The sequence below is a fragment of the Jatrophihabitans fulvus genome, from assembly GCF_054781375.1.
Genome location: NZ_BAAGUN010000005.1, coordinates 188309 through 213232 on the forward strand (window position 1 = coordinate 188309; position 24924 = coordinate 213232).

The 24924-nt window shown below is 72.6% G+C and carries 28 protein-coding genes and 1 tRNA gene; 21 read left to right on the forward strand and 8 right to left on the reverse strand.

The window, feature by feature from the left end; all coding sequences use genetic code 11:
- Window positions 1-9 precede the first annotated feature (9 nt).
- From ACYVP9_RS17070 to ACYVP9_RS17095, 6 genes are all read left to right on the forward strand, one after another.
- Window positions 10-768: a hypothetical protein gene (locus tag ACYVP9_RS17070; RefSeq protein ID WP_460606120.1), complete on the forward strand. Its 759-nt coding sequence runs from the start codon at window positions 10-12 to the stop codon at window positions 766-768.
- Between the two features lie 23 nt (window positions 769-791).
- Window positions 792-1535, forward strand: coding sequence for a protocatechuate 3,4-dioxygenase subunit beta (gene pcaH, locus ACYVP9_RS17075; protein ID WP_460606121.1), 744 nt, complete (start codon window positions 792-794; stop codon window positions 1533-1535).
- Window positions 1532-2053, forward strand: a complete 522-nt coding sequence (pcaG, locus tag ACYVP9_RS17080; RefSeq protein WP_460606122.1) for a peptidase associated/transthyretin-like domain-containing protein — start codon at window positions 1532-1534, stop codon at window positions 2051-2053. Before pcaH ends, pcaG begins: the two co-directional genes overlap by 4 nt.
- A complete protein-coding gene (locus tag ACYVP9_RS17085) occupies window positions 2050-3231 on the forward strand; it encodes a lyase family protein (RefSeq protein ID WP_460606123.1) in 1182 nt (393 codons plus the stop codon). Before pcaG ends, ACYVP9_RS17085 begins: the two co-directional genes overlap by 4 nt.
- Before the next feature lie 2 nt (window positions 3232-3233).
- Window positions 3234-4376 carry a bifunctional 3-oxoadipate enol-lactonase/4-carboxymuconolactone decarboxylase PcaDC gene (gene pcaDC / locus ACYVP9_RS17090; protein WP_460606285.1) on the forward strand — a complete coding sequence of 381 codons (1143 nt, stop codon included), beginning with the start codon at window positions 3234-3236 and terminating at the stop codon, window positions 4374-4376.
- A gap of 119 nt (window positions 4377-4495) precedes the next feature.
- Entirely contained in the window at window positions 4496-5212 is a 717-nt protein-coding gene (locus ACYVP9_RS17095; RefSeq protein WP_460606124.1) for a regulator of G-protein signaling domain-containing protein, read from the forward strand.
- A 5-nt stretch (window positions 5213-5217) separates the two neighbouring features.
- On the opposite strand, the gene ACYVP9_RS17100 is transcribed toward ACYVP9_RS17095, so the two are convergent.
- Window positions 5218-5306, reverse strand: a tRNA-Ser gene (locus ACYVP9_RS17100).
- 190 nt (window positions 5307-5496) lie between these two features.
- On the opposite strand from ACYVP9_RS17100, the gene ACYVP9_RS17105 reads away from it, so the two are divergent.
- Both ACYVP9_RS17105 and ACYVP9_RS17110 read left to right on the forward strand, forming a co-directional pair.
- A complete protein-coding gene (locus tag ACYVP9_RS17105) occupies window positions 5497-7023 on the forward strand; it encodes an MFS transporter (protein WP_460606125.1) in 1527 nt (508 codons plus the stop codon).
- Window positions 7024-7030: 7 nt separating this feature from the next.
- Window positions 7031-7711 carry a TetR/AcrR family transcriptional regulator gene (locus ACYVP9_RS17110; protein ID WP_460606126.1) on the forward strand — a complete coding sequence of 227 codons (681 nt, stop codon included), beginning with the start codon at window positions 7031-7033 and terminating at the stop codon, window positions 7709-7711.
- Between the two features lie 57 nt (window positions 7712-7768).
- Here ACYVP9_RS17110 and ACYVP9_RS17115 read toward each other — a convergent pair whose 3' ends face one another.
- Window positions 7769-8569, reverse strand: a complete 801-nt coding sequence (locus ACYVP9_RS17115; protein ID WP_460606127.1) for a tyrosine-protein phosphatase — start codon at window positions 8567-8569, stop codon at window positions 7769-7771.
- A gap of 100 nt (window positions 8570-8669) precedes the next feature.
- On the opposite strand from ACYVP9_RS17115, the gene ACYVP9_RS17120 reads away from it, so the two are divergent.
- The 6 genes from ACYVP9_RS17120 to ACYVP9_RS17145 are packed head-to-tail and all read left to right on the forward strand — an operon-like array spanning window position 8670 to window position 12985.
- Window positions 8670-8972: an urease subunit gamma gene (locus ACYVP9_RS17120; protein ID WP_460606128.1), complete on the forward strand. Its 303-nt coding sequence runs from the start codon at window positions 8670-8672 to the stop codon at window positions 8970-8972.
- A complete protein-coding gene (locus ACYVP9_RS17125) occupies window positions 8969-9271 on the forward strand; it encodes an urease subunit beta (protein ID WP_460606129.1) in 303 nt (100 codons plus the stop codon). Before ACYVP9_RS17120 ends, ACYVP9_RS17125 begins: the two co-directional genes overlap by 4 nt.
- Window positions 9264-10979 (forward strand): urease subunit alpha, encoded by a 1716-nt coding sequence (locus ACYVP9_RS17130; protein WP_460606130.1) that lies wholly within the window; start codon window positions 9264-9266, stop codon window positions 10977-10979. The genes ACYVP9_RS17125 and ACYVP9_RS17130 overlap by 8 nt, the downstream gene beginning before the upstream one ends.
- Window positions 10979-11590, forward strand: a complete 612-nt coding sequence (locus tag ACYVP9_RS17135) for an urease accessory protein UreF (RefSeq protein WP_460606131.1) — start codon at window positions 10979-10981, stop codon at window positions 11588-11590. The genes ACYVP9_RS17130 and ACYVP9_RS17135 overlap by 1 nt, the downstream gene beginning before the upstream one ends.
- Window positions 11580-12275, forward strand: a complete 696-nt coding sequence (gene ureG, locus ACYVP9_RS17140; RefSeq protein ID WP_460606132.1) for an urease accessory protein UreG — start codon at window positions 11580-11582, stop codon at window positions 12273-12275. The genes ACYVP9_RS17135 and ureG overlap by 11 nt, the downstream gene beginning before the upstream one ends.
- Window positions 12272-12985 (forward strand): urease accessory protein UreD, encoded by a 714-nt coding sequence (locus ACYVP9_RS17145; protein WP_460606133.1) that lies wholly within the window; start codon window positions 12272-12274, stop codon window positions 12983-12985. Before ureG ends, ACYVP9_RS17145 begins: the two co-directional genes overlap by 4 nt.
- Here the strand turns inward: ACYVP9_RS17145 and ACYVP9_RS17150 are convergent.
- The 4 genes from ACYVP9_RS17150 to ACYVP9_RS17165 all read right to left on the reverse strand — a co-directional run bounded on the left by ACYVP9_RS17150 (window position 12942) and on the right by ACYVP9_RS17165 (window position 17200).
- Window positions 12942-13271, reverse strand: a complete 330-nt coding sequence (locus ACYVP9_RS17150) for a hypothetical protein (RefSeq protein WP_460606134.1) — start codon at window positions 13269-13271, stop codon at window positions 12942-12944. The genes ACYVP9_RS17145 and ACYVP9_RS17150 overlap by 44 nt on opposite strands.
- A gap of 59 nt (window positions 13272-13330) precedes the next feature.
- The gene (locus ACYVP9_RS17155) at window positions 13331-15169 is read right to left on the reverse strand and encodes an acyl-CoA dehydrogenase (protein WP_460606135.1); all 1839 of its coding nucleotides are present in this window, start codon (window positions 15167-15169) and stop codon (window positions 13331-13333) included.
- Between the two features lie 206 nt (window positions 15170-15375).
- Window positions 15376-16587 (reverse strand): phosphoglycerate dehydrogenase, encoded by a 1212-nt coding sequence (gene serA, locus ACYVP9_RS17160; protein WP_460606136.1) that lies wholly within the window; start codon window positions 16585-16587, stop codon window positions 15376-15378.
- 64 nt (window positions 16588-16651) lie between these two features.
- Window positions 16652-17200: a VOC family protein gene (locus tag ACYVP9_RS17165; protein ID WP_460606137.1), complete on the reverse strand. Its 549-nt coding sequence runs from the start codon at window positions 17198-17200 to the stop codon at window positions 16652-16654.
- 75 nt (window positions 17201-17275) lie between these two features.
- Here ACYVP9_RS17165 and ACYVP9_RS17170 point away from each other — a divergent pair, with 75 nt between their 5' ends.
- Entirely contained in the window at window positions 17276-17815 is a 540-nt protein-coding gene (locus tag ACYVP9_RS17170; protein ID WP_460606138.1) for a MarR family winged helix-turn-helix transcriptional regulator, read from the forward strand.
- A gap of 29 nt (window positions 17816-17844) precedes the next feature.
- On the opposite strand, the gene ACYVP9_RS17175 is transcribed toward ACYVP9_RS17170, so the two are convergent.
- Window positions 17845-18816, reverse strand: a complete 972-nt coding sequence (locus ACYVP9_RS17175; protein WP_460606139.1) for a peptidoglycan-binding domain-containing protein — start codon at window positions 18814-18816, stop codon at window positions 17845-17847.
- Between the two features lie 206 nt (window positions 18817-19022).
- Here ACYVP9_RS17175 and ACYVP9_RS17180 point away from each other — a divergent pair, with 206 nt between their 5' ends.
- Window positions 19023-19379 (forward strand): STAS domain-containing protein, encoded by a 357-nt coding sequence (locus ACYVP9_RS17180; protein WP_460606140.1) that lies wholly within the window; start codon window positions 19023-19025, stop codon window positions 19377-19379.
- 87 nt (window positions 19380-19466) lie between these two features.
- Here the strand turns inward: ACYVP9_RS17180 and ACYVP9_RS17185 are convergent, their stop codons facing one another.
- Entirely contained in the window at window positions 19467-20855 is a 1389-nt protein-coding gene (locus tag ACYVP9_RS17185) for an IPT/TIG domain-containing protein (protein WP_460606141.1), read from the reverse strand.
- 276 nt (window positions 20856-21131) lie between these two features.
- Between ACYVP9_RS17185 and ACYVP9_RS17190 the strand changes: the two genes are divergently transcribed.
- Genes ACYVP9_RS17190 through ACYVP9_RS17210 form a run of 5 tightly spaced genes read left to right on the forward strand, consistent with a single transcriptional unit; the run spans window position 21132 to window position 24700 of the window.
- Window positions 21132-21728 carry a MauE/DoxX family redox-associated membrane protein gene (locus ACYVP9_RS17190; protein ID WP_460606142.1) on the forward strand — a complete coding sequence of 199 codons (597 nt, stop codon included), beginning with the start codon at window positions 21132-21134 and terminating at the stop codon, window positions 21726-21728.
- A complete protein-coding gene (locus ACYVP9_RS17195; protein WP_460606143.1) occupies window positions 21725-22480 on the forward strand; it encodes a hypothetical protein in 756 nt (251 codons plus the stop codon). The genes ACYVP9_RS17190 and ACYVP9_RS17195 overlap by 4 nt, the downstream gene beginning before the upstream one ends.
- Complete coding sequence (locus ACYVP9_RS17200) at window positions 22473-22997, forward strand: hypothetical protein (protein ID WP_460606144.1); 525 nt, start codon at window positions 22473-22475, stop codon at window positions 22995-22997. Before ACYVP9_RS17195 ends, ACYVP9_RS17200 begins: the two co-directional genes overlap by 8 nt.
- The gene (locus ACYVP9_RS17205; protein ID WP_460606145.1) at window positions 22978-23916 is read left to right on the forward strand and encodes a hypothetical protein; all 939 of its coding nucleotides are present in this window, start codon (window positions 22978-22980) and stop codon (window positions 23914-23916) included. Before ACYVP9_RS17200 ends, ACYVP9_RS17205 begins: the two co-directional genes overlap by 20 nt.
- Before the next feature lie 10 nt (window positions 23917-23926).
- Entirely contained in the window at window positions 23927-24700 is a 774-nt protein-coding gene (locus ACYVP9_RS17210) for a hypothetical protein (protein ID WP_460606146.1), read from the forward strand.
- The last annotated feature ends 224 nt before the right edge of the window (window positions 24701-24924 follow it).

Genomic DNA, 24924 nt, shown 5'->3' on the forward strand with positions numbered 1-24924 from the left:
AGGCGGAGCATGACGTGGGGTTCCGATCGGACGACCGCGCGGCGCGGCACCGACGTGCCGCTGCTCGCCGTCGCGATCGCATTGGTGCTGGCGGGTCTGTTCCACCTCGGTGTCGCCGCCGTCTCGGACCGGCCCTGGGACGGGCCACTCGCGTGGCGCAAACCCGCCACCTTCGGCGTCTCGTTCGGCGTCACCCTGGCCACGGTGGTGTGGACGAGCGCCTACCTCGCGATGCCGGCCGCCCTGCGCCGGCGGTTGCTGACGGTGCTCGCCGTCGACTGCGTCGTCGAGGTCGCGGGCATCACGCTGCAGGCGTGGCGTGACGAGCCGTCCCACTTCAACACCGGGACCCCCGCCGACGCCGCCGTGGCGTACTCGCTCGCAGCCGGTGGCGTGGTGCTCGTCGTCGTGCTCGGGTGGTTCACGGTGGCGGCGTTCCGCGGGCCGGTCGGCGGGCCGGCGACGATGCCGCTCGCGCTGCGGACGGGGTTCGGGCTGCTGGTCGCCGGCCTCGCCGCGGGAGCGGCCATGATCGCGCGCGGCACCGCGCTCGTCCGCACCGGTCACGTGGCCGAGGGCTACGCCGAGGGCGGTTTCCTCAAGCTGTTCCACGGCGTGACCATCCATGCCGTGCTCGTGCTGCCGGTGCTCGCCGTCGCGCTCGACCGGACGGCCGTGCGCCGGCCGCAGCGATGGATGCGCGCCGCCGCCGGCACGTACGGCACCGTCGCGGTCGCCGCGCTCGCGTACTGCCTCGCCACGATGTGACGCCGCAGCCCTAGGGTTGGGTCATGGCGCCGCCGCCGGAGTTGTCCACGCAGGACGAGATCACCGCCGAGATCGCCGCGCTCGACGGCGCCGGCGGACCGCAACCGCGGCTGCACTACCCGCCCTACCGCAGCAGCGAGCTGCGGCACCCGGGGCGACCACCCGTCCGTGTCGATCCCGACGGGGTCGAGCTGCACGCCCCGGTGTTCGGCCACCGCGACGTGGCCGCCGACGAGGCGGACCTGACCGTGCAGCACCGCGGCGCGCCCCTGGGCGAGCGCATGATCGTCACCGGACGTGTGCTCGACGGCGACGGGCGTCCGGTCGCGCACCAGCTCGTCGAGATCTGGCAGGCCAACGCGGCCGGGCGCTACGCCCACCAGCGCGACCAGCACCCCGCCCCGCTCGACCCCCACTTCACCGGTGCCGGACGCACCCTCACCGGCGCCGACGGCAGCTACCGCTTCGTGACGATCAAGCCCGGGCCCTACCCGTGGCGCAACCACCACAACGCGTGGCGTCCGGCGCACATCCACTTCTCGGTGTTCGGCACGCAGTTCACGCAGCGGCTGATCACGCAGATGTACTTCCCCGGCGACCCGCTGTTCGGACTCGACCCGATCTTCAACGCGGTCACGGACCCGAAGGCCCGCGAGCGCATGATCGCGACCTACGACCACGACGTCACGACGGACGAGTGGGCCACCGGCTACCGCTGGGACATCGTCCTGACCGGGGCCGCCCGCACTCCCGAGGACCTCGCATGACGACCCCGGGCCAGACGATCGGGCCGTTCTTCGGCTACGCGCTGCCCTACGACGGCGGACCCGAGCTGGTCGCGCCCGGCCGCGCCGACGCGATCCGGCTGCACGGTCGCGTGCTCGACGGGGCCGGCGAGCCGGTACCGGACGCCCTGCTGGAGCTCTGGCAGACCGACCCCTCCGGCCGGGTCGTGCGCGAACCCGGTTCGCTGCGCCGCGACGGGTGGGCGTTCACCGGGTTCGGGCGCGCTGCCACCGATGCGGACGGGCGGTACTCGTTCACCACGCTGCGACCCGGCGCGCCGTTCCTGGCGCTGACGATCTTCGCTCGCGGCCTGCTCGACCGGTTGCACACGCGGGTGTACCTGCCGGAGCCGCCGCCGACCGACGCCCTGTTGACGTCGCTGCCCGACGACCGGCGCGCCACCCTCGTCGCCGCCGCCGACGACACCGGGTACGTCTTCGACGTCGTGCTGCAGGGCGATCACGAGACCGTCTTCCTCGATCACGGCGAGCGCGGGTGACGCTGTTCTGGCCCGGCGACCACCGCGCGGGCGGCCTGTTCGGCGACGCCGCGCTCGTCGGCGCCCTGCTCGCGGTCGAGGCCGCATGGCTCGACGCGCTCGTCTCGTCCGGTGTCGCTCCCGCGGGCGCGGCCGACGCGCTGTTCGACCTCGTCGAGCCGGCGGACGTCGCCGGTCTCGCGGTCGACGCCGAGGGTGGCGGCAACCCCGTCATCCCGCTGCTGGCCCTGTTGCGTCCCCGGGTGGCGCGCCGCAACGAGACGGCGGCGCAGTGGCTGCACCGCGGCCTGACCAGCCAGGACGTGCTCGACACCGCGCTCGCGTTGCTGTTGCGCGACACCCGCGACGCCGTGCTCGCCGACCTGCGCCGCTGCGTCACCGCGCTCGTGCATCTCGCCGAGCGGCACCGGGCGACACCGATGGCCGGGCGGACGCTCACGCAACCCGCGGTGCCCATCACGTTCGGCGACAAGACGGGGTCGTGGCTCACCGCGGTGCTCGACGCCGCCGACGACACGTCTCGTTTGCGCATCGGCGCGCAATTCGGTGGGGCGACCGGCACCCGCAGCGGCGTGGCTGCAGTCGCGGGCGGCAGCGCGCGGCTCGTCGTCGGCGCGACGGCATCGGCGCTCGGGCTGGACGACACAGCGCCGTGGCAGACCGCTCGAGCACCCGTCGTGCGCGCCGGCGACGCCCTCGCCGCGGTGACAGCCGCCTGCGGGCGGGTCGCGAACGACGTGCTCACGCTGTCGCGTCCCGAGATCGGCGAGCTGGCCGAGCCGTCCGCCGAGGGTCGCGGTGGCTCGTCGGCCATGCCGCAGAAGGCGAACCCGACCCTGTCGGTGCTCGTGCGGCGCGCCGCGCTCACCGCGCCCGCGCTGGTGTCGCTGCTGCACCTGGCCGCGGCGGACGCGCGCGACGAACGTCCGGACGGGGCCTGGCACGTCGAGTGGCAACCGCTGCAGCTGCTCGCCCGGCACGCCGTGACCGCGGTGTCGCAGACCGCTGAACTGCTCGAAGGCCTGCAGGTGCGCGAAAGCGCGATGTCGCGCAATCTCGACGCCGCCCGTCCGGGCGTCGATTCCGAACGCGAGAAGCTCGGCGGCGACGGGGCGTCCGACCCCTCGGTGCTCGACGCCGTCCTGGCCCGCGCCCGCGCCTTCGCAGGTGCCCCGTGAAGCTGACCCTGGTACCGCTGTCGACCGCCGGTCCCGGCCGCCCGCTGCTCGTGCTCGGGCCGTCGCTCGGCACGTCCGTCACGTCGCTGTGGTCGCGCTGCGCCGCCGAGCTGCCGCACTTCGAGATCGTCGGGTGGGAGCTGCCCGGTCACGGGCGCGGCACGCCGACGCGCGAGCCGTTCACCGTCGAGCAGCTCGCCGCCGCCGTGGTCGCCGCCGTCGACGACGCGCACGGTCCGGACACGACGTTCACCTACGCCGGCGACTCGATCGGCGGCGCCGTCGGCCTGGCGCTGCTGCTCGAGCACGCCGAGCGCATCGAGGCGGCCACGCTGTGCTGCACCGGTGCCCGCATCGGTACCCGGCAGACCTGGGACGAGCGTGCGGCGGCCGTGCGGACGGGCGGCACGGCGGCGGTCGTCGAGGGCTCGATCGCCCGCTGGTTCGGGCCGGGGTTCCGGGAGCGCGAACCCGAGGCCGCCGCGGCGCTGCTCGGCGCGCTGCGCGACGCCGACGCCGAGAGCTACGCCCTCGCCTGCGGTGCCCTCGCGGCGTTCGACGTCCGCGACCGGGTGGGCGCGATCGAGCGTCCGCTCACGCTCGTCGGCGGACGGCACGACGTGCCGACCCCCGTTGCCGGGCTGCGCGAGATCGCCGACGCCGTCGGGCACGCCCGCCTCGTCGAGCTCGACGTCGCCCACCTCGCCCCGGCCGAGGACCCGGTCACGGTCGCCGTGCTGATCGCGTCCCGCCCGGTTGCGTCCGCGACGGTCGCCGACGCACGCGACGCGGGGATGCGGGTTCGTCGCGAGGTCGCCGGCGACGCCTACGTCGACCGCGCCGTGGCCGGCACGACCGCGTTCACGCGCGAGTTCCAGGACTTCATCACCCGCTACGCCTGGGGCGGGGTGTGGACGCGCGACGGGCTCGACCGCCGGAGCCGCTCGATCGTCACCCTCACCGCGCTCGTCGCCCGCGGGCACCACGACGAACTCGCGATGCACGTGCAGGGCGCGCTGACCAACGGCCTCACCCGCGAGGAGATCGCCGAGGTGCTGCTGCAGTGCGCGATCTACCTGGGGGTGCCCGACGCCAACGCCGCGTTCCGCGTCGCGCAGCGGGTGTTCGACGAGCTCGACGGCTGAGCGCTGTCCGCTACCCGACAGGGGACGAACGTCCCGCGGTGGTCGTCGTACGCAGACAGGCACGCCCCGGACGACATACGGTCCGCGTGAGATTCCAATCGCACTGCCGAGGAGCACCCGTGAAGTCGTCCGACGCCAAGAACCCGAAGTTCGACGCCGCCTGGTGGAAGGCCAACAAGTCCAAGGCGGCCGATGCAAACGGTGAGTTCGAGAAGGTGCTGAAGGCCTACGCGACCCAGCGTGATTCGCTGATCGCCGACAAGAAGGCGAACAAGGAGCCGCAGCTGAGCTCGAGCCGCGATCTGCACAAGGCGCTCACCGCGATCAAGAACGAGGCGGTGAAGCAGCAGAAGGACCCCAAGCTGGGCGTCGCGCAGCGCGAGACCAAGGAGGCGCTCGCGGTGTACGCCAAGAAGGCCGAGACGGCTGCGAAGGCGATCCAGGCCTTCGAGGGTTCGCCCATGCGGTCGATGAAGGCCGACCAGCTCAGCCGCCACGCCCCGCAGTTCCGTTCCTTCCTCGTGCTGAAGCGGGTCGAGGAGAACGTCGACTTCCTGGCCGCCGTCCGCGACGGCAAGATCAATCTCGCCACCTACCAGCGCTTCATCGCGGACGGGTCGCCCGCCGAGATCAACATCGACTCCTCGCTGCGCCGCGAGTTCGCCACGATCGCCGACGAGGTGACCGCGAAGCGGCAGCCCGACACCACGGCGACCTGGAAGAACGCGCCGTGGAAGGACGCCTACAAGGTCATCGTCGACCTGCTCGACGCCGAGCCGACCACGAAGTTCCAGAAGTGGGCGACCGCCCAGGTGCTGGCGCCGCAACTGCCCTGACCGGGCGGAGGGCGTGGGATTCGAACCCACGATGACTGTCACCAGCCATAGCGGTTTTCAAGACCGCCGCACTAGGCCACTATGCGAGCCCTCCTGCTGGCGGGCTGCGTCCGTCCGCCGGTCGCATCCTGTCACGACGCGGCGGGCGGACGGCGAGGCCGACCTGTAAGCGGTTGTGGCCCACGTCTCCGGAATCCGGAGGTTGAGGCTCCACATCGTGGGGTACGGTTCGTTCCGGAAGCGGAGGCTCCGACTCCGCAAATGGCTCGAACAGGGAGAACCCCGTGACCACCACCCTCTCGAAGGGCAACCAGCACGCGACCGGGGCCGAGCCCGGCGGCAAGCGCTGGTGGATCCTCGCCGCGCTCGGCCTCGCGCAGCTCATGGTCGTGCTCGACTCGACCATCGTGAGCATCGCGCTGCCGAGCGCCCAGACCGACCTCGCCTTCGACAACGCCGACCGGCAGTGGATCGTCACCGCCTACGCGCTGGCCTTCGGCTCGCTGCTGTTGATCGGCGGCCGGGTGGCCGATTTCGTCGGCCGGCGCACGACGCTGATCGTCGGCCTCGTCGGTTTCGCGATCGCGTCCGCCGTGGGCGGTGCCGCGGTCAACTTCGGCATGCTCGTGACGGCCCGCGCCGTCCAGGGCGCGTTCGGCGCCCTGCTCGCCCCGGCGATCCTCGCGCTGCTGACCACCACGTTCACCGAGCCCAAGGAACGCGGCAAGGCCTTCGGCATCTTCGGTGCCATCGCCGGCGCCGGCGCCTCGATCGGCCTGCTGCTGGGCGGTTTCCTGACCGAGTACGCCGACTGGCGCTGGACGCTCTACGTCAACCTGCCGATCGCCGCCCTCGCCGTCACCGGCGCGATCCTGCTGCTGCCGCGTCACGCCCGCAGCGAGCAGCGCGACCGCGTCGACACCTGGGGCACGGTCACCGTCACCCTCGGCCTCTTCGCGCTCGTCTACGGCTTCTCCAACGCCGACCAGCACGGCTGGGGCGACGCGCTGACCATCGTCTTCCTCGTCCTCGCCGTCGTCCTGCTCGTCGCGTTCGTGGCGATCGAGCAGCGGGTCAGCAACCCGATCCTGCCGCTGCGCGTCGTGCTCGACCGCAACCGCGGTGGCGCGCTGCTGGTCATGTTCCTCGCCGGCATCGGCATGTTCGCGGTGTTCCTGTTCCTGACGTACTACATGCAGGGCAACCTGCGGTACTCCCCGGTCGAGTCGGGCCTGGCCTTCCTCCCCCTCACCGGCGCGATCATCGTGACCGCGTCCGTCGGCAGCACGATCCTGGTGCAGAAGTTCTCCGGACGGATCCTGATCCCGCTGGGCATGGTGCTGTCCGCCGTGGGGCTCGCCCTGCTCACCCGCATCTCGCTCGAGGGCAACTACGCCACGACGATCCTGCCCGCGACCATCATCATGGGCGTCGGTCTCGGCCTGGTCTTCGCGCCGGGCTTCAACCTGGCCGTGCTCGGCGTCGAGCCGCGCGACGCCGGTGTCGCGTCCGCCTCGGTCAACGCGATGCAGCAGGTCGGCGGCGCCGTCGGCACCGCGCTGTTCAACACGATCTTCGCCTCGCTGGTCACCAGCTACATCGTCGACAACCGCGGCGAGCTCGCGGGCGTGCCGTCCGAGCAGCTGCGCGCCGCGGGCCTGCAGCTGCAGGCCGAGGCCTCGGTGCACGGGTACCAGATCGCGTTCTGGATCGCCGCCGGCGTGTTCCTCGCCGGTGGTGCGATCGCGGCCCTGCTGCTGAAGTCCGGCATCGCCCAGCCCGACCCCGACGCCGTGGCCATGGCAGTCTGATCCACCGATGACCTCGACCGAGCGTCCCGCCGGGGCGGACGAGCAGCCCGCTCGCCCGCTGCGGCGGGACGCCGCACGCAACCGGGCGGCACTGGTGCAGGCCGGTCGCGAGGTGTTCGCCGAGCGCGGCCTCGACGCCAGCCTCGACGACATCGCCGCCCGCGCCGGAGTGGGTGTCGGCACCGCCTACCGGCACTTCGCCAACAAGCACGAGCTGGCGAAGGCGATCTTCACCGAGGAGATCGAGCGCATCATCGCGTTCGCCGAGGACGCCGCCGCCGACCCCGACCCGTGGAACGGCGTCGTCCGCTTCCTCGAGGAGGCCGTCGGGGCGCAGTCGCGCGACCGCGGCCTGCGCGAGGTCATGATGGGCGTGCACGACGAGGTCGACACCGAGCGCATCAACGACGCCATGTCGCCGACGCTCGCGCGCCTGGTCGACCGAGCCAAGGCCGCCGGTGCCGTCCGCGCCGACGCCGAGTCGTCGGATCTCGGCGCCGCCGTCCTCATGCTCTGCGCGGTGTCCGAGGTCTACGGCGGGCAGTCACCGGACGTCTGGCGCCGCTACGTGCCGATCCTGCTCGACGGGCTCCGACCGGGCGCGCCGCTGCCCGTGCCGCCGCTCGACGACGAGGCCACCAAGCGGGCGTTCTCCGAGCACAAGCAGCGCTACTCGCGCACGATGTAGTCCGGCCGAGGTAGCCCGGCCGAGGTAGCCCGGCCGACGTGGCTCAGCCCAGGTGGCTCAGCCGAGCAGCTGCGCCCGCAGCGCCGCGGCGTCGTCCTCGGTCCAGCCGTGGGCGCGCAGCCAGCCGCGCACGCCGCCGTGGTCGCGCTCGACCGTGGCGAGCAGGTGTTCCATCGTCTCGCTGCGCGGGGTGTGGGTGGCGGGGTCCGGTGGTTCCGGCGAGCGGGCGGCGAAGTCCTTCGCGTAGGTCTCGCTGGCCAGCAGCCGGTCGAGCACGGCTTCGATGCGCTCGGCGGTGCGGGTGTAGTCGGCCACGATCGCGTCGTGCGTCACGCCGACCTCGGCGAGCGCGAACGCCACGACCACGCCGGTGCGGTCCTTGCCCGCGGCGCAGTGCACGACCGTGGCGCCGAGCGGGTCGGCGATCGCCCGCAGCGCGGCGAGGATCGAGTCCGGACGCTCGTGCAGGTAGCCGAGGTACACCTCGGCGGCGGTCGGACGGTAACCGGTGCGCTCGGCCTCGCGGGCCCGTGCCTGCCAGGGCAGCAGGTCGGCACCGTCGGTGGTGGCGTCCGCCGTCTCGGGGAACAGCGACAGGTGCCGCACGTCGACGTCCGGCTCCGCGATCAGGGGGCCGGGACCCTCGCCGCGCACCTCGGCGCCGGTGCGCAGGTCGACGACCGTCCTCACCCCCAGCTCGACGACGAGCACGCGCACGTCCGCCTTGCTGAGCGTCTGCAGGTTGTCGGCCCGGATCAGGCGCCGTGGCTGCACCGTGCGACCGTCGCCGGTCGGCAGACCCGCCACGTCGCGGACGTTCGCGGCACCCTCGAGTTCGACCCACGCCACATCCGTCATGACTCCGACGATACGAGCGGACGGTCCGGCCGGCCCGTCCGCCGACGCCGGACGAGGCGCAGTTCACCGCGCCGAAACGCAACCGCCATACGGTGCGCCCGTGCGCCTCACCCAGTACGAGCAGGAACGCCTGCTGATCACCCTCGCGGCCGACGTCGCGCAACGCCGCCGCGACCGGGGGTTGAAGCTCAACCACCCGGAGGCCGTCGCGATCATCACCTCGTTCGTGCTCGAGGGCGCGCGGGACGGTCGCACGGTCGCCGAGCTGATGTCGTCCGGGCGCGAGGTGCTGACCCGCGACGACGTCCTCGACGGCGTGCCGGAGCTGATCGAGAGCGTGCAGGTCGAGGCGACGTTCCCCGACGGCACCAAACTCGTCACCGTCCACGGGCCCATTCAGTGAACCCGGGAGAGATCCTGGCCGCGGACGGGTCGATCGCGCTCAACGCCGGGCGCGAGCGCATCGAGCTGGTCGTCGACAACACCGGCGACCGTCCGATCCAGGTCGGGTCGCACTACGCGTTCGACCGCACCAACCCGGCCCTCGTCTTCGACCGGACGGCCGCCGCCGGGTTCCGGCTCGACATCCCGGCCGGCACGTCCGTGCGTTTCGAACCGGGACTGTCGATGACCGTCGCGCTCGTCCGCCTGGCCGGCGAGCGGGTCGTCCGCGGCCTCCGCCCGGAGGTCACCGGTGGCTGAGCTCGACCGGCGGCGCTACGCCGCGCTGTACGGACCCACCGTGGGCGACCGGGTCCGCCTCGCCGACACCGACCTGCTCATCGAGGTGACCGAGGACCTGTCGGCCCCCGCCCCGGGTGACGAGGCGGTTTTCGGCGGCGGCAAGGTGATTCGCGAGTCGATGGGGCAGGCGATCGCGACGCGGGCCGAGGGCACGCCCGACCTGGTGATCACCGGCGTCGTCGTGCTCGACCACTGGGGCGTCGTCAAGGCGGACGTCGGCGTGCGCGACGGGCGCATCGTCGCGCTCGGCAAGGCGGGCAACCCCGACACGATGGACGGCGTCCACCCGCAGCTCGTGATCGGCCCGTCGACCGAGATCGTCGCCGGCAACGGGTTGATCCTCACCGCCGGCGGCGTCGACAGCCACGTGCACATGATCGCGCCGCAGCAGATCCCGGTCGCGCTCGCCGCCGGCATCACCACCCTGATCGGCGGCGGCACCGGACCGGCCGAGGGCACCAAGGCCACCACCGTCACGCCCGGTGCGTTCTGGCTCGACGCGATGTTGCGCGCGACCACCCAGTGGCCGGTGAACGTGGTGCTGCTCGGCAAGGGCAACACGGTGTCGTCCGAGGCGCTGCGCGAACAGCTGCGCGCCGGCGCGGGCGGGTTCAAGCTGCACGAGGACTGGGGCACCACTCCCGCCGCCATCGACGCCTGCCTGACGGTGGCGCTCGAGGCGGGCGTGCAGGTGGCGATCCACACCGACACCCTGAACGAGGCCGGCTACCTCGAGTCGACGCTCGAGGCCATCGGCGGACGGCCGATCCACACGTACCACACCGAGGGGGCCGGGGGCGGGCACGCGCCGGACATCATCCGCGTCGCCGCGCACGCGAACGTGCTGCCGAGCTCGACCAACCCGACGCGGCCGCACACCCGCAACACCCTCGACGAGCACCTCGACATGCTCATGGTCTGCCACCACCTCAACCCGACGATCCCCGAGGACCTCGCATTCGCCGAGTCGCGCATCCGTCCCTCGACGATGGCCGCCGAGGACGTGCTGCACGACCTCGGCGCGATCTCGATGATCGGGTCCGACTCGCAGGCGATGGGGCGCATCGGCGAGACGATCATCCGCACCTGGCAGACCGCGCACGTGATGAAGCGGCGGCGCGGGTCGCTGCCGGGCGACGGTGCGGCCGACAACCACCGCGCCCGCCGCTACGTCGCGAAGTACACGATCGCGCCCGCGGTCACCCACGGCCTGGCGGACGAGATCGGGTCCGTCGAGGTCGGCAAGCTCGCCGACCTCGTGCTGTGGGAGCCCGCCTTCTTCGGCGTCAGCCCCCACCTCGTGCTGAAGGCGGGCGTCATCGTGTCGGCGACCATGGGCGACGCGAACGCGTCCATCCCCACGCCGCAGCCGCAGCTGCCGCGGCCGATGTTCGGCGCGTACGGCACGCTGCCCGCACTGCTCGGACGGACGTTCGTCGCCCCGGCGGCGCTCGAGGACGGCCTCGCCGAGCGGTGGGAGTCCGACCGTCCGCTGCTGCCGGTGGCCGACGTGTCGCGACTGTCCAAAGCGGACCTGCCCGAGAACACCGCCCTGCCGTCCATCGACGTCGACAGCGAGACGTTCGCCGTCCGCGTCGACGGCGAGCTCATCGAGCCGGCGCCCGTGGCCGAGCTGCCGATGGCGCAGCGGTACTTCCTCTTCTGATGCACGCGCTTCTCCTGCTGCTGCTCGACAGCCGCTCCCCCGCCGGCGCGCACACGCACTCCGGCGGCATGGAAGCGGCCATCGGGCTCGGGCAGGTGCACACGCTCGACGACGTCGAGGCGTTCTGCCGCACCCGGCTCGCCACCGCCGGGGTCGTCGCCGCCGCCTTCGCCGCCGCGGCCTGCGACCCGGACGCCGATCTCGCGCTGCTCGACGCGGAGCTCGACGCGCGCACACCGTCCGAGACGCTGCGGGCGACGTCGCGGCAGCTCGGCCGCGGGCTCGCGCGCATGGTGCGGGCGATGCTGCCCGGTTTCGCGGTGCCGACGCAGCACCACCCGCTCGTGCTGGGCTCCGCCGTCCGCCTCGCCGGCGGCACGCCCGAGCTCGCCGCCCGCTCCGCCGCCCTCGGGACGATCAGCGTGCCGGCCAGCGGGGCCGTCAGGCTGCTCGGGCTCGACCCGTTCGCGGTGCAGGGCATGCTCGCGCGGCTCGCGTCCGAGATCGACCGGGTGCCCGTCACGGACGAGCTCCCGGCCTTCTCCGCGCCCGAACTCGACCTGCTCGCCGACTACCACCAGACAACCGAGGTGCGTCTCTTTGCGTCCTGACCCGTCCGCCCCCTGGCCGCCCCATCACAACGACCACGGCCCCCATTCGCACGAGCCCGCCGGCGGCGGTCCCGCCGGCGCCACGGTGCCGCGCATCGGCATCGGCGGTCCGGTCGGCAGCGGCAAGACCGCGCTGGTCGCCGCCCTGTGCCGGGCGCTCGCGGCCGAGCTCACGCTCGGCGTCGTCACCAACGACATCTACACGACCGAGGACGCCGACTTCCTGCGTCGCGCGGGCGTGCTGCCCGACGAGCGCATCCGCGCGGTGCAGACGGGCGCCTGCCCACACACCGCGATCCGCGACGACATCACGCCGAACCTCGACGCCGTCGAGCAGCTCGAGGCCGACCATCCCGAGCTCGACCTCGTGCTCGTCGAGAGCGGCGGCGACAACCTCACCGCCACGTTCTCCTACGGCCTCGTGCACCGGCAGATCTTCGTCATCGACGTGGCGGGCGGCGACAAGGTGCCGCGCAAGGGGGGTCCGGGCGTGACCCGCAGCGACCTGCTCGTCATCAACAAGACCGACCTCGCGCCGCTGGTGCACGCCGACCTGTCGGTCATGGCGCGCGACGCCGCGGCGGTGCGGGGCGACCGTCCGTTCGTCTTCTCGTCGCTGGCCGACGACCCGGGCGCGTCCGAGGTGGCGGAGTGGGTCCGCGGGGTGCGCAAGGAACTGTCGTGAGGATCCGCTCGTCTGCGGTCGTGGCGACGGACGGACGGGTGACGCTCGTGTCCGGACCGCCGCTGACGCTGCGGCAGGTGCACCACACCCCCGGCGCGGACGTGACGCTGTGCCTCGTCGGCAGCGCCGCCGGCCCGCTCGCCGGGGACGACCTCACGCTCTCGCTCGACGTCGGCGCCGGGATGCGGGTGCGGCTCGTCGCGACGGGTGCGTCGATCGCCCAGGGCCGTGGCGGTCCGCCGGCGCGGGTGACGATGACGGCGTCCGTCGCCGAGGGGGCGACGCTCGTCGCAGATCCGGGCGCGCTCGTCGTGGCCCAGGGCGGACGGGTCGAGGTCGCGGTCACGATCGCCGTCGGGCCGGATGCCACGCTCGAGTGGCGCGAGGTCGTCGCCCTCGGACGCTCGCGCGACACCGGCCGCGGCGACGCCACCATCAGGTGGGACGTGGAACGCGACGGTCGGCCGGTGCTGCGGCAGGTGGTGCGGTCGGCGGACGTGAGGCACCGGGTGCTGGCGACCGTGCTGCGCACGTCGCCGTCGCTCGACGCCCGGACGGTCGTGGCCTCCCCCACCGCGGTCGGCCAACGCATCGACGGGCGGACGGACCTGCTCACCGTCCTCGGTGACGACGCGGCGTCCGTCGACGAGCAGCTGGCGTCGCTGCTCAGACCAGCGTGCGCGCCAGCCGTTGCCGCACCAGCGCGCTGAGCGCCCGGCGGTCGGCCAGCTCGGCCACCGCGCGATCGTCCCCGGACGCCCGCTCCAGGCCGGGTTCGGCGTCGAGCGCCTGAGCCAGCTGGTGTCCGGACAGGCCGGCGATCACGGTGTCGGACACGAGCTGCACCTGCGGCAGGTCGCCGTGCGGGCGGCGCGCCACCATCGCGTCCCGCCAAGCGCCGCTCGCGCACACCGGGCGCAGCAGCTCCGACGCCGCGGCCGGGGACACCCGGTCGAAGGCGGCGACGTCGAGACGGGCGTCGGGCTCGTCGGTCATCGTCCGAACATAACGACGGCCCCGGCACGCGAGGTGCCGGGGCCGTCGGACGAGCTGGGTCAGAACGCGCCCTCGGGGACGTCCATCAGGTTGTTGTCGATGTTCTCGGCGGTGACGCGGCGGGCCGACAGCTCAGGCAGCACGGTCGTCGCGAAGAAGTGCGCGACGGCGGGCTTGCCGGCGTAGAAGTCGCGGTCGGCCTGCGAGAGCCCGTTGCCGTCGAGCTTGCGCAGCGCGATCGAGGCCTGCTTGAGCAGCAGGTACCCGACCATGACGTCGCCGGCCGACATGAGCAGGCGCGTCGTGTTCTGGCCGACCTTGTAGACGTTGGTGACGTCCTCCTGGCCGCTCATCAGCTGGTTGAACATCGCGCCCACGATGCCGCCGAGGTCGTCGAGCGCCTGCTTGAGCAGCGCGGCGTCCTCCTTGAGCCGGCCCTCGTCGGCGATCGACTCGAGGAAGCCGCTGATCTCGTTCGAGATCGCACCCAGCGCCGCACCCTGGTTGCGGACGATCTTGCGGAAGAAGAAGTCCTGACCCTGGATCGCCGTGGTGCCCTCGTAGAGGGTGTCGATCTTGGCGTCGCGGATGTACTGCTCGAGCGGGTAGTCCTGCAGGTAGCCCGAACCACCGAAGGTCTGCAGCGCCTGCGCGAGCTGGTCGTACGAACGCTCGGAGCCGACGCCCTTGACGATCGGCAGCATGAGGTCGTTGATCGCCTCGTCGAGCGTGACGTCGGTGCCGGCGGCCTGGCCGGTGATGATGCGGTCCTGCACGGACGCGGTGTAGAACACGACCGAGCGCAGGCCCTCGGCGTAGGCCTTGTTCAGCATGAGGCTGCGGCGGACGTCCGGGTGCTTGATGATCTCGACGCGCGGGGCGGTCTTGTCGGCGGCCTTGGTGAGGTCGGCCGACTGGACGCGGGTCTTGGCGTAGTCGAGGGCGTTCAGGTACCCGGTCGACAGCGTCGCGATGGCCTTGGTGCCGACCATCATGCGGGCGTGCTCGATGACCTGGAACATCTGCGCGATGCCGTTGTGCACGTCGCCGACGAGCCAGCCCTTGGCGGGGATGTCGTCGATCTCGCCGAAGCGCAGCTCGCACGTGGTCGAGGCCTTGAGGCCCATCTTGTGCTCGACGTTGGTGACGAACGCGCCGTTGCGCTCGCCGAGCTCGCCGGTCTCGACGTCGAAGTGGTACTTCGGGACGACGAACAGCGACAGCCCCTTGGTGCCCGGGCCGGCGCCCTCGGGGCGGGCGAGGACGAGGTGGACGACGTTCTCGGTGATGTCCTGCTCGGCCGAGGTGATGAAGCGCTTGACGCCCTCGATGTGCCAGGACCCGTCCGGCTGCTCCTTGGCCACGGTGCGCCCGGCGCCGACGTCCGACCCGGCGTCGGGCTCGGTCAGCACCATGGTGGCGCCCCAGCCGCGGTCGATCATGCGCTGGGCCATCTTCTTCTGCGTCTCGTTGCCGTTGGCGTAGAGGATGCCGGCGAACGGCGCGCCCGCCATGTACATGTGCAGGGCCGGGTTGGAACCCAGGACCTGCTCGGCGATCGCCCACACGACCGTGCGGGGGACGAGCTGGCCGCCGAGCTCCGGCAGCGTCTCGAGCCGCCACCACTCGCTGTCGTACAGCGCCTTCCACGACTTCTTGAACGACTCGGGCAGCGTCACCGAGTAGGTGTTCGGGTCGTACACAGGCGGATTGCGGTCGGCGTCGGCGAACGACGCGGCCAGCGGGCCCTCGGCCAGCCGGGCGACCTCGGCGATCATGCCGCGCGCGGTATCGACGTCGACATCGGCGAAGGGCGCCGTCTCGAGGGTCTTGGCGGTCTCGAACACCTCGAAGAGGTTGAACTCGAGGTCGCGGACGTTGGACTTGTAGTGGCTCATGGCGGTTCTCCCGAAAGCGGTACGAGCTGGGTTACTCACCGGTAACTTCCAGGATATTACCGCTCGGTAGACCCGGCAAGCGGACGAGGCGGTTCACACGCTGCGCCTCGCGTGTCGGCACCGCTTCCGCGCCGACGCAGAGTCGTCCGCCCCAGCACGCCGTCCGGCGTCACGAGAGGCGGACGACTCGCCACGGGAGGGGCGGGTCAGAAGATGACGCGCAGCTGGATGGTCTCGGGCATGGCCCGCATCTGGTCGACGATCGCCTGGGTCGTGCCCGACGCGCTGTCGGTGACCACGTAGCCGATGTCGCCGCGGGTGCCCAGCATCTGGCCCTCGACGTTCACGCCGTTGTCGGCGAGCAGGCCGTTGATGCGCGCGAGCACGCCGGGGACGTTGCGGTGGATGTGCACGAGGCGCAGCGTGCCCTCGGCCCGCGGCAGGCTCAGGCCCGGGACGTTGACCGACATCGCGGTGGCGCCGGCGAGCACGAAGTCGCGCAGCTTGCCGGCGACGAAGCGGCCGATGTCCTGCTGGGCCTCCTCGGTGGAGCCGCCGATGTGCGGGGTGAGGATGACGTTCGACAGGCCGCGCAGCTCGGAGCGGAACTCGTCACCGCGGCCCTTCGGCTCGATCGGGAACACGTCGACGGCCGCGCCGGCGATGTGGCCCGCCTGCAGGTGGTCGCGCAGCGCGGCGTAGTCGACGACGAACCCGCGGGACAGGTTCAGGAACAGCGAGCCCTGCCGCATGGTGGCGAAGTCGGCCTCGCCGAAGAAGTTCTCGTTGTCGGGACGGCCGTCGACGTGCAGCGTGACGACGTCGCTCTCGGCGAGCAGTTCCTTCAGCGACAGGCAGCGCTTCGCGTTGCCGAGCGCGAGCCGGTCGGCGGTGTCGAAGAACAGCACCTTCATGCCGAGGTTCTCGGCGAGCACGGACAGCTGCGTGCCGATGTTGCCGTAGCCGACGATGCCCAGCGTGCGGCCGCGCACCTCGTGCGCGCCGGAGGCGGACTTGTCCCACACGCCGTCGTGCATGAGCCGGTTCTTCTCGGTGAGCCGGCGGGTGAGCGCGATGATCTCGGCGATGGCCAGCTCGACGACCGAGCGGGTGTTCGAGAACGGCGCGTTGAAGACGGTGACGCCGTGGGCGGACGCGGCGACGAGGTCGATCTGGTTGGTGCCGATGCAGAACGCGCCGACGGCGACGAGCTTCGGCGCCGCGTCGAGGACGCGCTGGGTGACCTGCGTCTTCGACCGGATGCCGAGGACGGCGACGTCGCCGATGCGCTCGATCAGTTCGTCCTCGTCGAGGGCGCGGTCGACCGACTCGACCTCGAACCCGGCCGACGTCAGGATGTCGACGGCGTCGGGGTGGACCTGCTCGAGAAGCAGTACACGGTTCGGCGCGTCGCTCACAGCCGGGCGTCCTTTCGGGGAGGTCGGTGGACAGCGACCCCAGTCTAGGGACGGCCCGGCAGCGTTACCGGCCCGACGGCGCGGCGCTCTCAGCCGCGGCCGGCGCGGGGCGGCTGACGCCGATGCCGCCGGGCGTGTCTGCGCCGTAGCGGGCGATCTCGCGCTGCAGGTCGAGCGGGCGGATCCCCGAACGGCCGGCCAGGGTCTGCTCGTCGAGCCGGTCGGCGGGCACCAGCCAGACGATCTCGAACTCGAGTCCGTCCGGGTCGTGGCCGTACAGCGACTTCGTGGCGCTGTGGTCGGACGCGCCCACGAGCGCGTCGGCCTCGGCCAGGCGGACGGCGATCCGCTCGAGGTCGGCGAGGGTCTCGACCTCCCACGCCAGGTGGTACAGCCCGACGGTGCTGCGGCCGGCCGTCGAGGCCCCGGCGCGAGCGCCGATGCCGAACAGGCCGAGGTCGTGGTCGTTCGTGGAGCCCTCGGCGCGCAGGAAGGCAGCCTGCGCGCCCATCTCGTTCACGACCTCGAAGCCGAGGACGTCGCGGTAGAAGGTGACGCTGCGGGCGACGTCGGACACGTAGAGCACGGCGTGGTTCAGCTGGTGGATCGGCATCGGGCGCTCCGTCCGGTTGGTTGAGAGCTCAAGCATATCATCCACGTAGGCTGCCGCGCGGGAAGGGAAGACACGATGACCGATCCGCAGACCCGTCCGCACGCCGACTCGCAGACCGGCTCGCAGGCCGGCTCGCAGGCCGGCTCGCAGACCCAATGGCTCAGCTCGCAGGAGCAGCGGGCCTGGCGTGCCCTGCTCGCGTCGACGAAGACGCTCTTCGACGCGCTGGACCGGCAGCTGCAGCGCGACAACGACCTGCCCCACGCCTATTACGAGGTGCTGGTGCGGTTGTCGGAGGCCCCCGACCGGGCGTTGCGCATGAGCGACCTGGCCGACATGACGCTGTCGTCGCGCAGCCGCGTCTCGCACGCCGTCGCCCGGCTCGAGGAGCGCGGTTGGGTCTCGCGCGCCCGTGCGACCGCGGACGGCCGGGGCCAGGTCGCGACCCTCACCGACGCCGGTTTCGCCGTGCTCGAGGCGGCCGCGCCCGGCCACGTCGCCACCGTGCGCCGGCTCGTCGTCGACGCGCTCAGCGCCGAGCAGGTCGAGCAGCTCGCGGACATCGGCGAGGCGATCGTCGCGCGCATCCGAGCGGACGAGGGTGCTCTGGGCTGACGCGCCGGGCGGACGGCCCGCGACCCCCGTCACCTCACGGCGGCGAGCAGCACCCGCCACGTGCGCGGACCCATCGTCCCGCCGACGGGCAGGTGGTGGCGCGACTGCAGCGCCCGCACCGCCGCGACCGTCCGGCCGTCGTAGACCCCGGTCGTCGGAATGCGCAGGCCCGCCTGCAACGCCGACACGACCGGCCCGGTCGAGCCACGCATGACCTCGGCGCCGCTGTAGCGCACCAGGCCCCGCTTGACGGCCGACGCTTTCGCCGGTGCCCGCACGGTGCCGTGGTCAGGGCAGCCCGTGGTGTTGCGGGCGCGGTAGCGCGGTGCCCAGTTGAGGTCGTCCGGACGGCACGGACCGTAGTTGATCGCCCACACCCGACCCGTCCAGAAACTGGTCGTGCCCATCGCGCCGTTCCAGTCGAGGGAGATGTGCATGTGGTCGCGGTGGCACGCGTTGTCGTAGGCGCGCGCCTTCATCGCCTTGCTGCGCGTGCAGCCGTTGTAGTCCTCCCACGTGCCGCTCCACGACCCCCACATGCGACCGTCGAAGATCACGTACATGACGCCCAGGCGCCGGGCCATCGCCGACGTGTTGCCGGCGGCGTCCCGGGCGAACAGCCACGAGAGCACGGCCTTCGCCGCGGCCCGCTGGGACAGGTTGCGGTAGTTCACCATCCAGTCGACGGCGCGCCCGTCGTAGTGCTCGCTGTGCTCGATGCTCGACCCGCACGGGGTGGCGACGCTGAAGCCGCCGCTCGCGCGGTAGGTCGCGCTCAGCAACCGTCCGAGGCGGACGGCACCCGGCTTGGCGCGCGGGTCGCACGACACCTGCTCCTGGTACGGCGCGAGCGGTTCGATGCTGCGGGGGAGCGAGACGGGCGCCTTCGGGGCGGCGGCGCCGGCGACCTCACCACCCACGGCGACGCCGGCGACCAGCGCGGCGGAGGCGGCAACAGTGGCGAGCGCGGCGCACAGCCGCGCCGCGAGCGATCGGGACATCGGATACCTCGGGCGAAACACGAGACCGGTACGCGGCCTGCCGTCCCCCGGCTGTGGTCGTTCCCGCGCGTCCAGTGTGCAACGGGAGCCGACATAAAGAAAGTGTGAAGTCGAATCGAACGGGATTGTTTGTCGGTCGCGCAACGGGGGTAAGCCCCCGCCGCGAGGCCCGACGCTGTCGGGCCGCCGAACCCTGCGGAGACAGCATGATCTCGATGGCGGACGAACCGCACGCCGATGCGGCGCCCTTCGTCGGCCTCGAGGTCGCGACGGTGTCGGCCGACGCGCTGCGCGCCGGCGTCCGGGTGACGGGCGAGCTGCTGGCCACGACCGCACCGCTGCTCAACAGCGTGCTCGGCACGCATCTCTCCGCCGGCCGCCGCTACCTGCGCGTCGACCTGTCCGCCGCCGTCGTCGGTGACGCCGGCGTCGTCGACGCTCTGGTCGAGGCCCACACCGCGGTCTCCGAGCTGGGCGGCATGTTGATCTTCGAGAACGCCGGCCCGCAGGTCATGGAGGCCGTGCGCGCCGTCAGCCTCTACGTCCGCTCGGCGGACGAGTAACACCCCCGTACCCCGCACGAAGGCCCCTCGAATCCCCCCAGGAGCCCGGCGCCGAGGCTCCCCCTCCCGGCGCCGGGCTCCACTACGTCAGGGGGTGGGCGACCCCGTCACCTCGGATGACGACGATGACGACGATGACGACGAGGACGGCGGCACCGAGGTCGGGTCGGTCGTGGACGACGACGCACCGGACGTCGGACTCGACGGCGCCGTGGGTGTGACTGCCGGGGTCGTCGGGGTGACCGTGGTCGTCGGGGTCGGGTCCGGAGTGCGCTCGACCGGTGCACCGCGGCGCTCGACCGTGCCGCCGGTGCTCGTGCCGGCCGTCCGCTTGGCGGCGATCGCCGGCGACGCGGTGTAGGTGTACACCGGGCCGGCCCGGTACTGCAGTGATCGTCCGTGCGTCGTCCAGACCTGCACGTAGACCCGTCCGGTGCCGTGCCTGGGTGCGACGACCCGGATGGAGTTCGGCGACAGCACGGTGAAGCGCGCGGCGGTGGCGCCGAAGGTCACCTTCGTGACGTAGTAGAAGTACGAGCCCTTGATGGTCACCGTGGTGCCGCCGGTCTGCGGGCCGCTGCCGCGCGACAGCGTGTAGGCCCGCGGGATCGGCTGCGGGAACCACTTGCCGGGCAGCAGCCGCTTGGCCATCTGGCTGATGATGCCGCCGAGCCGGCTGCCGTAGCTGCTGCCGGGACCGCGGGCGAGGATGGCGACGGCGTAGCGGTCGTTGTTGACGAAGCCGGTCGAGTTCATGCTCGCGTTCGAGACGCTGTAGCTGTAGTCGCTGCCCCAGCCCTGCTTGACGGCGACGTTGGACGACGCCTGGGGCAGGCCGAAAGCCTGGTAGAAGCCGTCCGAGCCGTACGTCGTGTGGGCGTGCATGGCCTTGCTGAGCCACGGCCACACCTTCTTGTCCTTCTTGAGCTTCGCGTAGAGGCGGACGAGCCCGTCCGACGTCACCCGGAAGCTGCCCCACCAGCCCGGCCGGAGCGGGCCCGACCCGAGCGTCGGCACCTTGTAGAAGCTCTTCACCCACGAGTCCAGCGAGTCGCCGCCCACGCTGCCGTACAGCGAGCTGGCGATGCCGTCGTCCGACTGCGTGATCATCTTCCACGCCGCGGACGAGGTCGAGCCGTGCAGCCGCCCCTGGTGGATCAGGCGGGCGGCGATCCAGACCTTGATCAGCGATTCGCTCGCGAAGCCGGTGCGCGACTTGCCGGCGCTGTACACCGTCCCGGTCTTGGTGTCATAGACCGACACCGCGGCGGCGTACCCGCGGTTCTTGGCGTAGAGCGCTGCCGCCCGCACGGCCTCGGTGCGGGTGACCGCCCCGGCCGGCGCTGCCGTCGTGACCACCTGCACCGCGACCAACGCGGTGCCGGCGAGGGCCGCCGCGGCGAGGCCGCTCGCGACCCGTCGGCCGCGGCGCCGGGGTGGGGTGTTGGTCGTGACGGCAGGACGGAGCAGCGGCATGGCGCGCCTCTCGATCGGCGGCCGTGGCCGGCCCGCGTGCTGCATGGCCGTACCGCCCCGGCTGCACCCGGCGGGGGGACCCGGGTGATCAAGGCATACGGGGCGGTTCGGGTCGCGTCAAGCTCGGCCGACCTGTGTATCGCGGCGTGTCGCGGGCCGGACGGTGCGTTCACGGGCGGACGGTGGTCTGTCACGGCACGACGTGAAAGCATCGGCCCGCCCCACCCCCGGAAGGTCGTTGCCCATGAACCGGTCCCACGTGACGGTGCCGCCCGCGTGAGCGGCGACGTGGTACCCGACGGTGCCGCCGCCCTGTGCGCGGCGGCGGCGCTGCTGCTGGTCGTGTCCGGGATCACGAAGCTGGTCCGCCCCGACGGCACCGCGGTCGCGATCGCGGGGCTGGTCCCGGTGTCGATGCGCCCGGCGCGGCCCGCCGCGCTGCGGGCGGCCGCGCTGCGGCCCGCCGCACGATCGCTGGGCGGCGCCGAGATCGCCCTCGGTCTCGTCGTGCTCGCGGTCGGCGGATGGGTCGTCGCCGCCCTGCTGGCCGCCGCCTACCTCGCCCTGGCCGCCGTCGCCGTGCGCCTGGTGCGCGACCCCGATGCCGTCTCGTGCGGCTGCTTCGGCAGCGACGACACGCCCGCGTCCTGGCACCACGTCGTGCTGAACGTCGTCGCGGCCGCCGCCGCGGTGACCGCCGCCGTCGCGGGCCTGCCCGCCGCGGGCGGGCTCGCCGGCGGCGGTGTCCTCGAGGGCCTGACCCTTGCGCTGCTCGTCGTCGCGCTGACGTCCGCCGCGTACCTCTCGATCACCGCGCTGCCCGCGCTGACGGCGGCGAGCCGTTCGGTGCAGGAACTGGAGATGCCCCGATGACCGTGCTCGTCCTCGTCGAGACCGTCGTGCTGCTCGTGCTCTGCGTGCTGGTCGCGGGTCTGCTGCGCGCGTACGGCACCGTGCTGCGCCGGCTGCACCAGCTCGACGCCACCACGCCCTCCCGCTCGGGCGACTTCTCGCTGCTGCCCGTCATCGACAAGTCCGGGGCGACGCCCGCGCCGCCGGCGGCTCCGGCCGACGAGCGCTTCGGTCCGGCCTTCGACATCGTGGGCGAGACCGTCACCGGCGAGATCGTGAGCGCGCGGGTCGTCGACGTCGAGCACGACTCGCTGCTGCTGTTCCTCTCGAGCGGCTGCATCACCTGCGCCACCTTCTGGGAGGAGCTCGCCACTCCGGGCGCGGTCGACCTGCCCCGCGGCACCCGCCTGCTGGTCGTCCCGCAGAGCGCCGAGGACGAGAGCGTGAGCGTGCTCGCCGACCTCGCTCCCGCCGGCGTCGACGTCGTGCTGTCGAGCCAGGCGTGGCGCGACTACGGCGTGCCCGGTTCCCCGCACGTCGTGTACGTCGACGGCCGGGCCGGCAAGGTCCGCGGCGAGGGCACCGGCCAGTCGCTGCAGCAGGTCACCGCGCTGCTGCAGCGTTCGGGCGGCGACGGCGCGCTCGACCGCAACGGCAAACCGCGCCGCGACGCCGAGCAGGAGGCCGAGGTCGACCGGGAGCTGATCGCGGCCGGCATCCTGCCCGGCGACCCGCGGCTGTACGGCTCCGACGGCGAGCGTTCCGATGCCTAGGCCGCTGACGCCCGTCGAGGGCCACGGGTTGCGGGTGTTACTGCCCCCGCGCTGGGAGGCGCGGCTGTTCCTGCGCGAACGTCCGGACAGCCTCGCGATGCCCGGCGCACACCCCGCCGCCTACGGCTGGGAGGACGAGTCGCCCAACCCCGTACTGCACCTCGCGAACTTCGCGCTGCCGCCCGGCCGGGGTGACTTCGGCACCGGCGCCGTCGAGACGATGGCGTCCGACAACGCGTTCGTGTCGCTGGTCGAGTACGACGCCGAGGAGGCCGGACGTCCGCTGTTCGAGCACCAGGGGGTGCCGCGCCCGCCCGTCCGGGAGTTCGCGGCCAACCAGCTGCAGCGGCGGCTGCCGGGTCAGTTGGGCTGTCAAACCTTCTTCACCCACAACGGGCGGCCGTTCTGCCTCTACGTCGTGCTGGGATCGCGCCGGTACGCGGGGCCGCTCGTCGACGACGTCCACTCCGTGCTCGACAACCTGGAGGTGACCGCGCGTGACGACCTCGCTGTCTGAGCGGTTCGTGACCAAGCTGGCCGGCCTGGGGTCCCGGAAGCACAGCCGCCGGACCTTCCTCGGTGCGGCCACCCTGGCCGGGACGGCCATCGCGGTGAACCCGTGGGACTACATCACCAAGCCGCAGAACGCGTACGCGTCCGTGTGCGGGCCCGAAGCCGACTGCGGCTCGGGCTGGTCTGCGATGTGCTGCTCGATCAACCAGGGCAAGAACACCTGCCCGCCGAACACGTTCGCCGGCGGTTGGTGGAAGGCCGACCGCTCGGGCTTCTGCGGCGGCGCGGCGCGCTACTACATCGACTGCAACGCGCTGCCCGGCCACAAGTTCACCTGCCGGTGCAACAGGTCGAACTGCGACCAGCGCTACGTGGCGTGCAACGTCTTCCGCTACGGGCAGTGCAACACGCAGATCAAGGGCACCACCGCGGTCGTGTGCCGGCAGATCAGCTGCACCCCGCCGTGGCAGCTGTACCCGAAGGCGTGCGGCCACTCGTCCGCCACCGACAACAACACCCGTGCCCACAACGCGCCGTGCCTGTCGAAGGCGAACACGCACGTCATCACGTTCCCGGCCGGGCGCAACTACCTGCTCGGCGGCACCTCGCTCAAGGGCGGGCAGATGCTCGTCTCCGAGGACCGCCACACCCGCGTCGAGATGTGGAAGAACGGCAATCTCGTCATCCACAACCAGCGCGGCATCATCTGGCAGACCAACACCGACGGCGTCGCCGCCGGCGGCAAGGCCTACATGCGGTGGGACGGTCAGTTGCGCGTCTACGACAAGAACGGTGTCGTGCGCTGGCGCTCGCCGAAGACGAAGGCAGGCGGACGGGGCACGCTGCGCATCCGCAACAACGGCCGGCTCGCCTGCTACGTCGGCAAGACGATCATCTGGCAGACCAACACCTCCACCCCCTGAGGCGCGTCCGATGCTGCTCACCCTCGCTCTCGTCACCGCCGTCGTCGCCGCCGTCCGCGGTGTCTGGTCGCCGTGCGGGCTGTCGATGCTGTCGTCACTGAACCCGGTCGCCGAACGCGGTCGCGGCAACCGGTTCTGGCTCACCGCCGGCTGGTACGTCGCCGGCGCGGTGACCGGAGGCCTGTTGCTCGGCGCCGGTCTCGCGCTCGCCGCGTTCGGCTTCGGCCGCGCGTCGGCGCCGCCGTCCGTCGTGTGGACGCTCGTGCTCGCGTGTGCGGCGGTCGCGGTGCTCTCCGACACCCGCGTCGTCGGACGGTCGTTGCCGGTGCACCCGCGCCAGGTGGACGAGCGCTGGCTGACCACCTACCGGCGCTGGATCTACGCCGGCGGGTACGGCGTGCAGATCGGCGCCGGCTTCGCGACCTACATCATGACCGCGGCGGTCTACCTCACCGCGGCGCTCGCGGTGCTCACCGGCTCGCCCGCGCAGGCGCTGCTCGTCGCCGGGGTGTTCGGGGCCGTCCGTGGGCTGGCGATCGTCGTCGCCGGTTGGGCCCGCACCCCCGACCGGTTGCGGGCGCTCGTGTCCAGGGTCGACGGCTGGGCCGTGCCCTCGACCTGGGTGGCGAGCGCGGTGTCGGCGCTGGTCGCCGGAGCCGCCGGCGCCGCGCTCGGCGGACCGGTCGTGGGCGCGGGCGTCGTCGTCGGCCTCGTCGCCGTCGTCGCCGCCTCGCGGCGCTGGGTGCACGGCGTCGTGGCGTGCCCGGTGCCCGACCGCGCGTGAACCCCCACGTCCCGCCGGGCGCGCCCCAGGGCGTGCCACCGGGAGTCCCCCCGGGCGGACCGTCCGGGCCGCCGCCCACGGGACCGCTGCCGACCGGTCCGCTGCCCACGGGCCCGCTCCCGTCCGGCCCGCTGCCGTCGAGCCCACCGCCGCACCCGTCGCACGGACCGCCCGCCGGGCCGCCGCTGCCCTCGGCCCTGCTCACCGCGGCCCGGAACGATCCG

Bases quoted from the DNA above. Each gene is read 5' to 3' on its own strand.
- ACYVP9_RS17070 (WP_460606120.1), top strand. From the start codon at position 10: ATGACGTGGGGTTCCGATCGGACGACCGCGCGGCGCGGCACCGACGTG.
- pcaH (WP_460606121.1), top strand. From the start codon at position 792: ATGGCGCCGCCGCCGGAGTTGTCCACGCAGGACGAGATCACCGCCGAG.
- pcaG (WP_460606122.1), top strand. From the start codon at position 1,532: ATGACGACCCCGGGCCAGACGATCGGGCCGTTCTTCGGCTACGCGCTG.
- ACYVP9_RS17110 (WP_460606126.1), top strand. From the start codon at position 7,031: ATGACCTCGACCGAGCGTCCCGCCGGGGCGGACGAGCAGCCCGCTCGC.
- ACYVP9_RS17115 (WP_460606127.1), bottom strand. From the start codon at position 8,569: ATGACGGATGTGGCGTGGGTCGAACTCGAGGGTGCCGCGAACGTCCGC.
- ACYVP9_RS17135 (WP_460606131.1), top strand. From the start codon at position 10,979: ATGCACGCGCTTCTCCTGCTGCTGCTCGACAGCCGCTCCCCCGCCGGC.
- ACYVP9_RS17150 (WP_460606134.1), bottom strand. From the start codon at position 13,271: ATGACCGACGAGCCCGACGCCCGTCTCGACGTCGCCGCCTTCGACCGG.
- ACYVP9_RS17155 (WP_460606135.1), bottom strand. From the start codon at position 15,169: ATGAGCCACTACAAGTCCAACGTCCGCGACCTCGAGTTCAACCTCTTC.
- ACYVP9_RS17165 (WP_460606137.1), bottom strand. From the start codon at position 17,200: ATGCCGATCCACCAGCTGAACCACGCCGTGCTCTACGTGTCCGACGTC.
- ACYVP9_RS17170 (WP_460606138.1), top strand. From the start codon at position 17,276: ATGACCGATCCGCAGACCCGTCCGCACGCCGACTCGCAGACCGGCTCG.
- ACYVP9_RS17175 (WP_460606139.1), bottom strand. From the start codon at position 18,816: ATGTCCCGATCGCTCGCGGCGCGGCTGTGCGCCGCGCTCGCCACTGTT.
- ACYVP9_RS17180 (WP_460606140.1), top strand. From the start codon at position 19,023: ATGATCTCGATGGCGGACGAACCGCACGCCGATGCGGCGCCCTTCGTC.
- ACYVP9_RS17185 (WP_460606141.1), bottom strand. From the start codon at position 20,855: ATGCCGCTGCTCCGTCCTGCCGTCACGACCAACACCCCACCCCGGCGC.
- ACYVP9_RS17195 (WP_460606143.1), top strand. From the start codon at position 21,725: ATGACCGTGCTCGTCCTCGTCGAGACCGTCGTGCTGCTCGTGCTCTGC.
- ACYVP9_RS17200 (WP_460606144.1), top strand. From the start codon at position 22,473: ATGCCTAGGCCGCTGACGCCCGTCGAGGGCCACGGGTTGCGGGTGTTA.
- ACYVP9_RS17210 (WP_460606146.1), top strand. From the start codon at position 23,927: ATGCTGCTCACCCTCGCTCTCGTCACCGCCGTCGTCGCCGCCGTCCGC.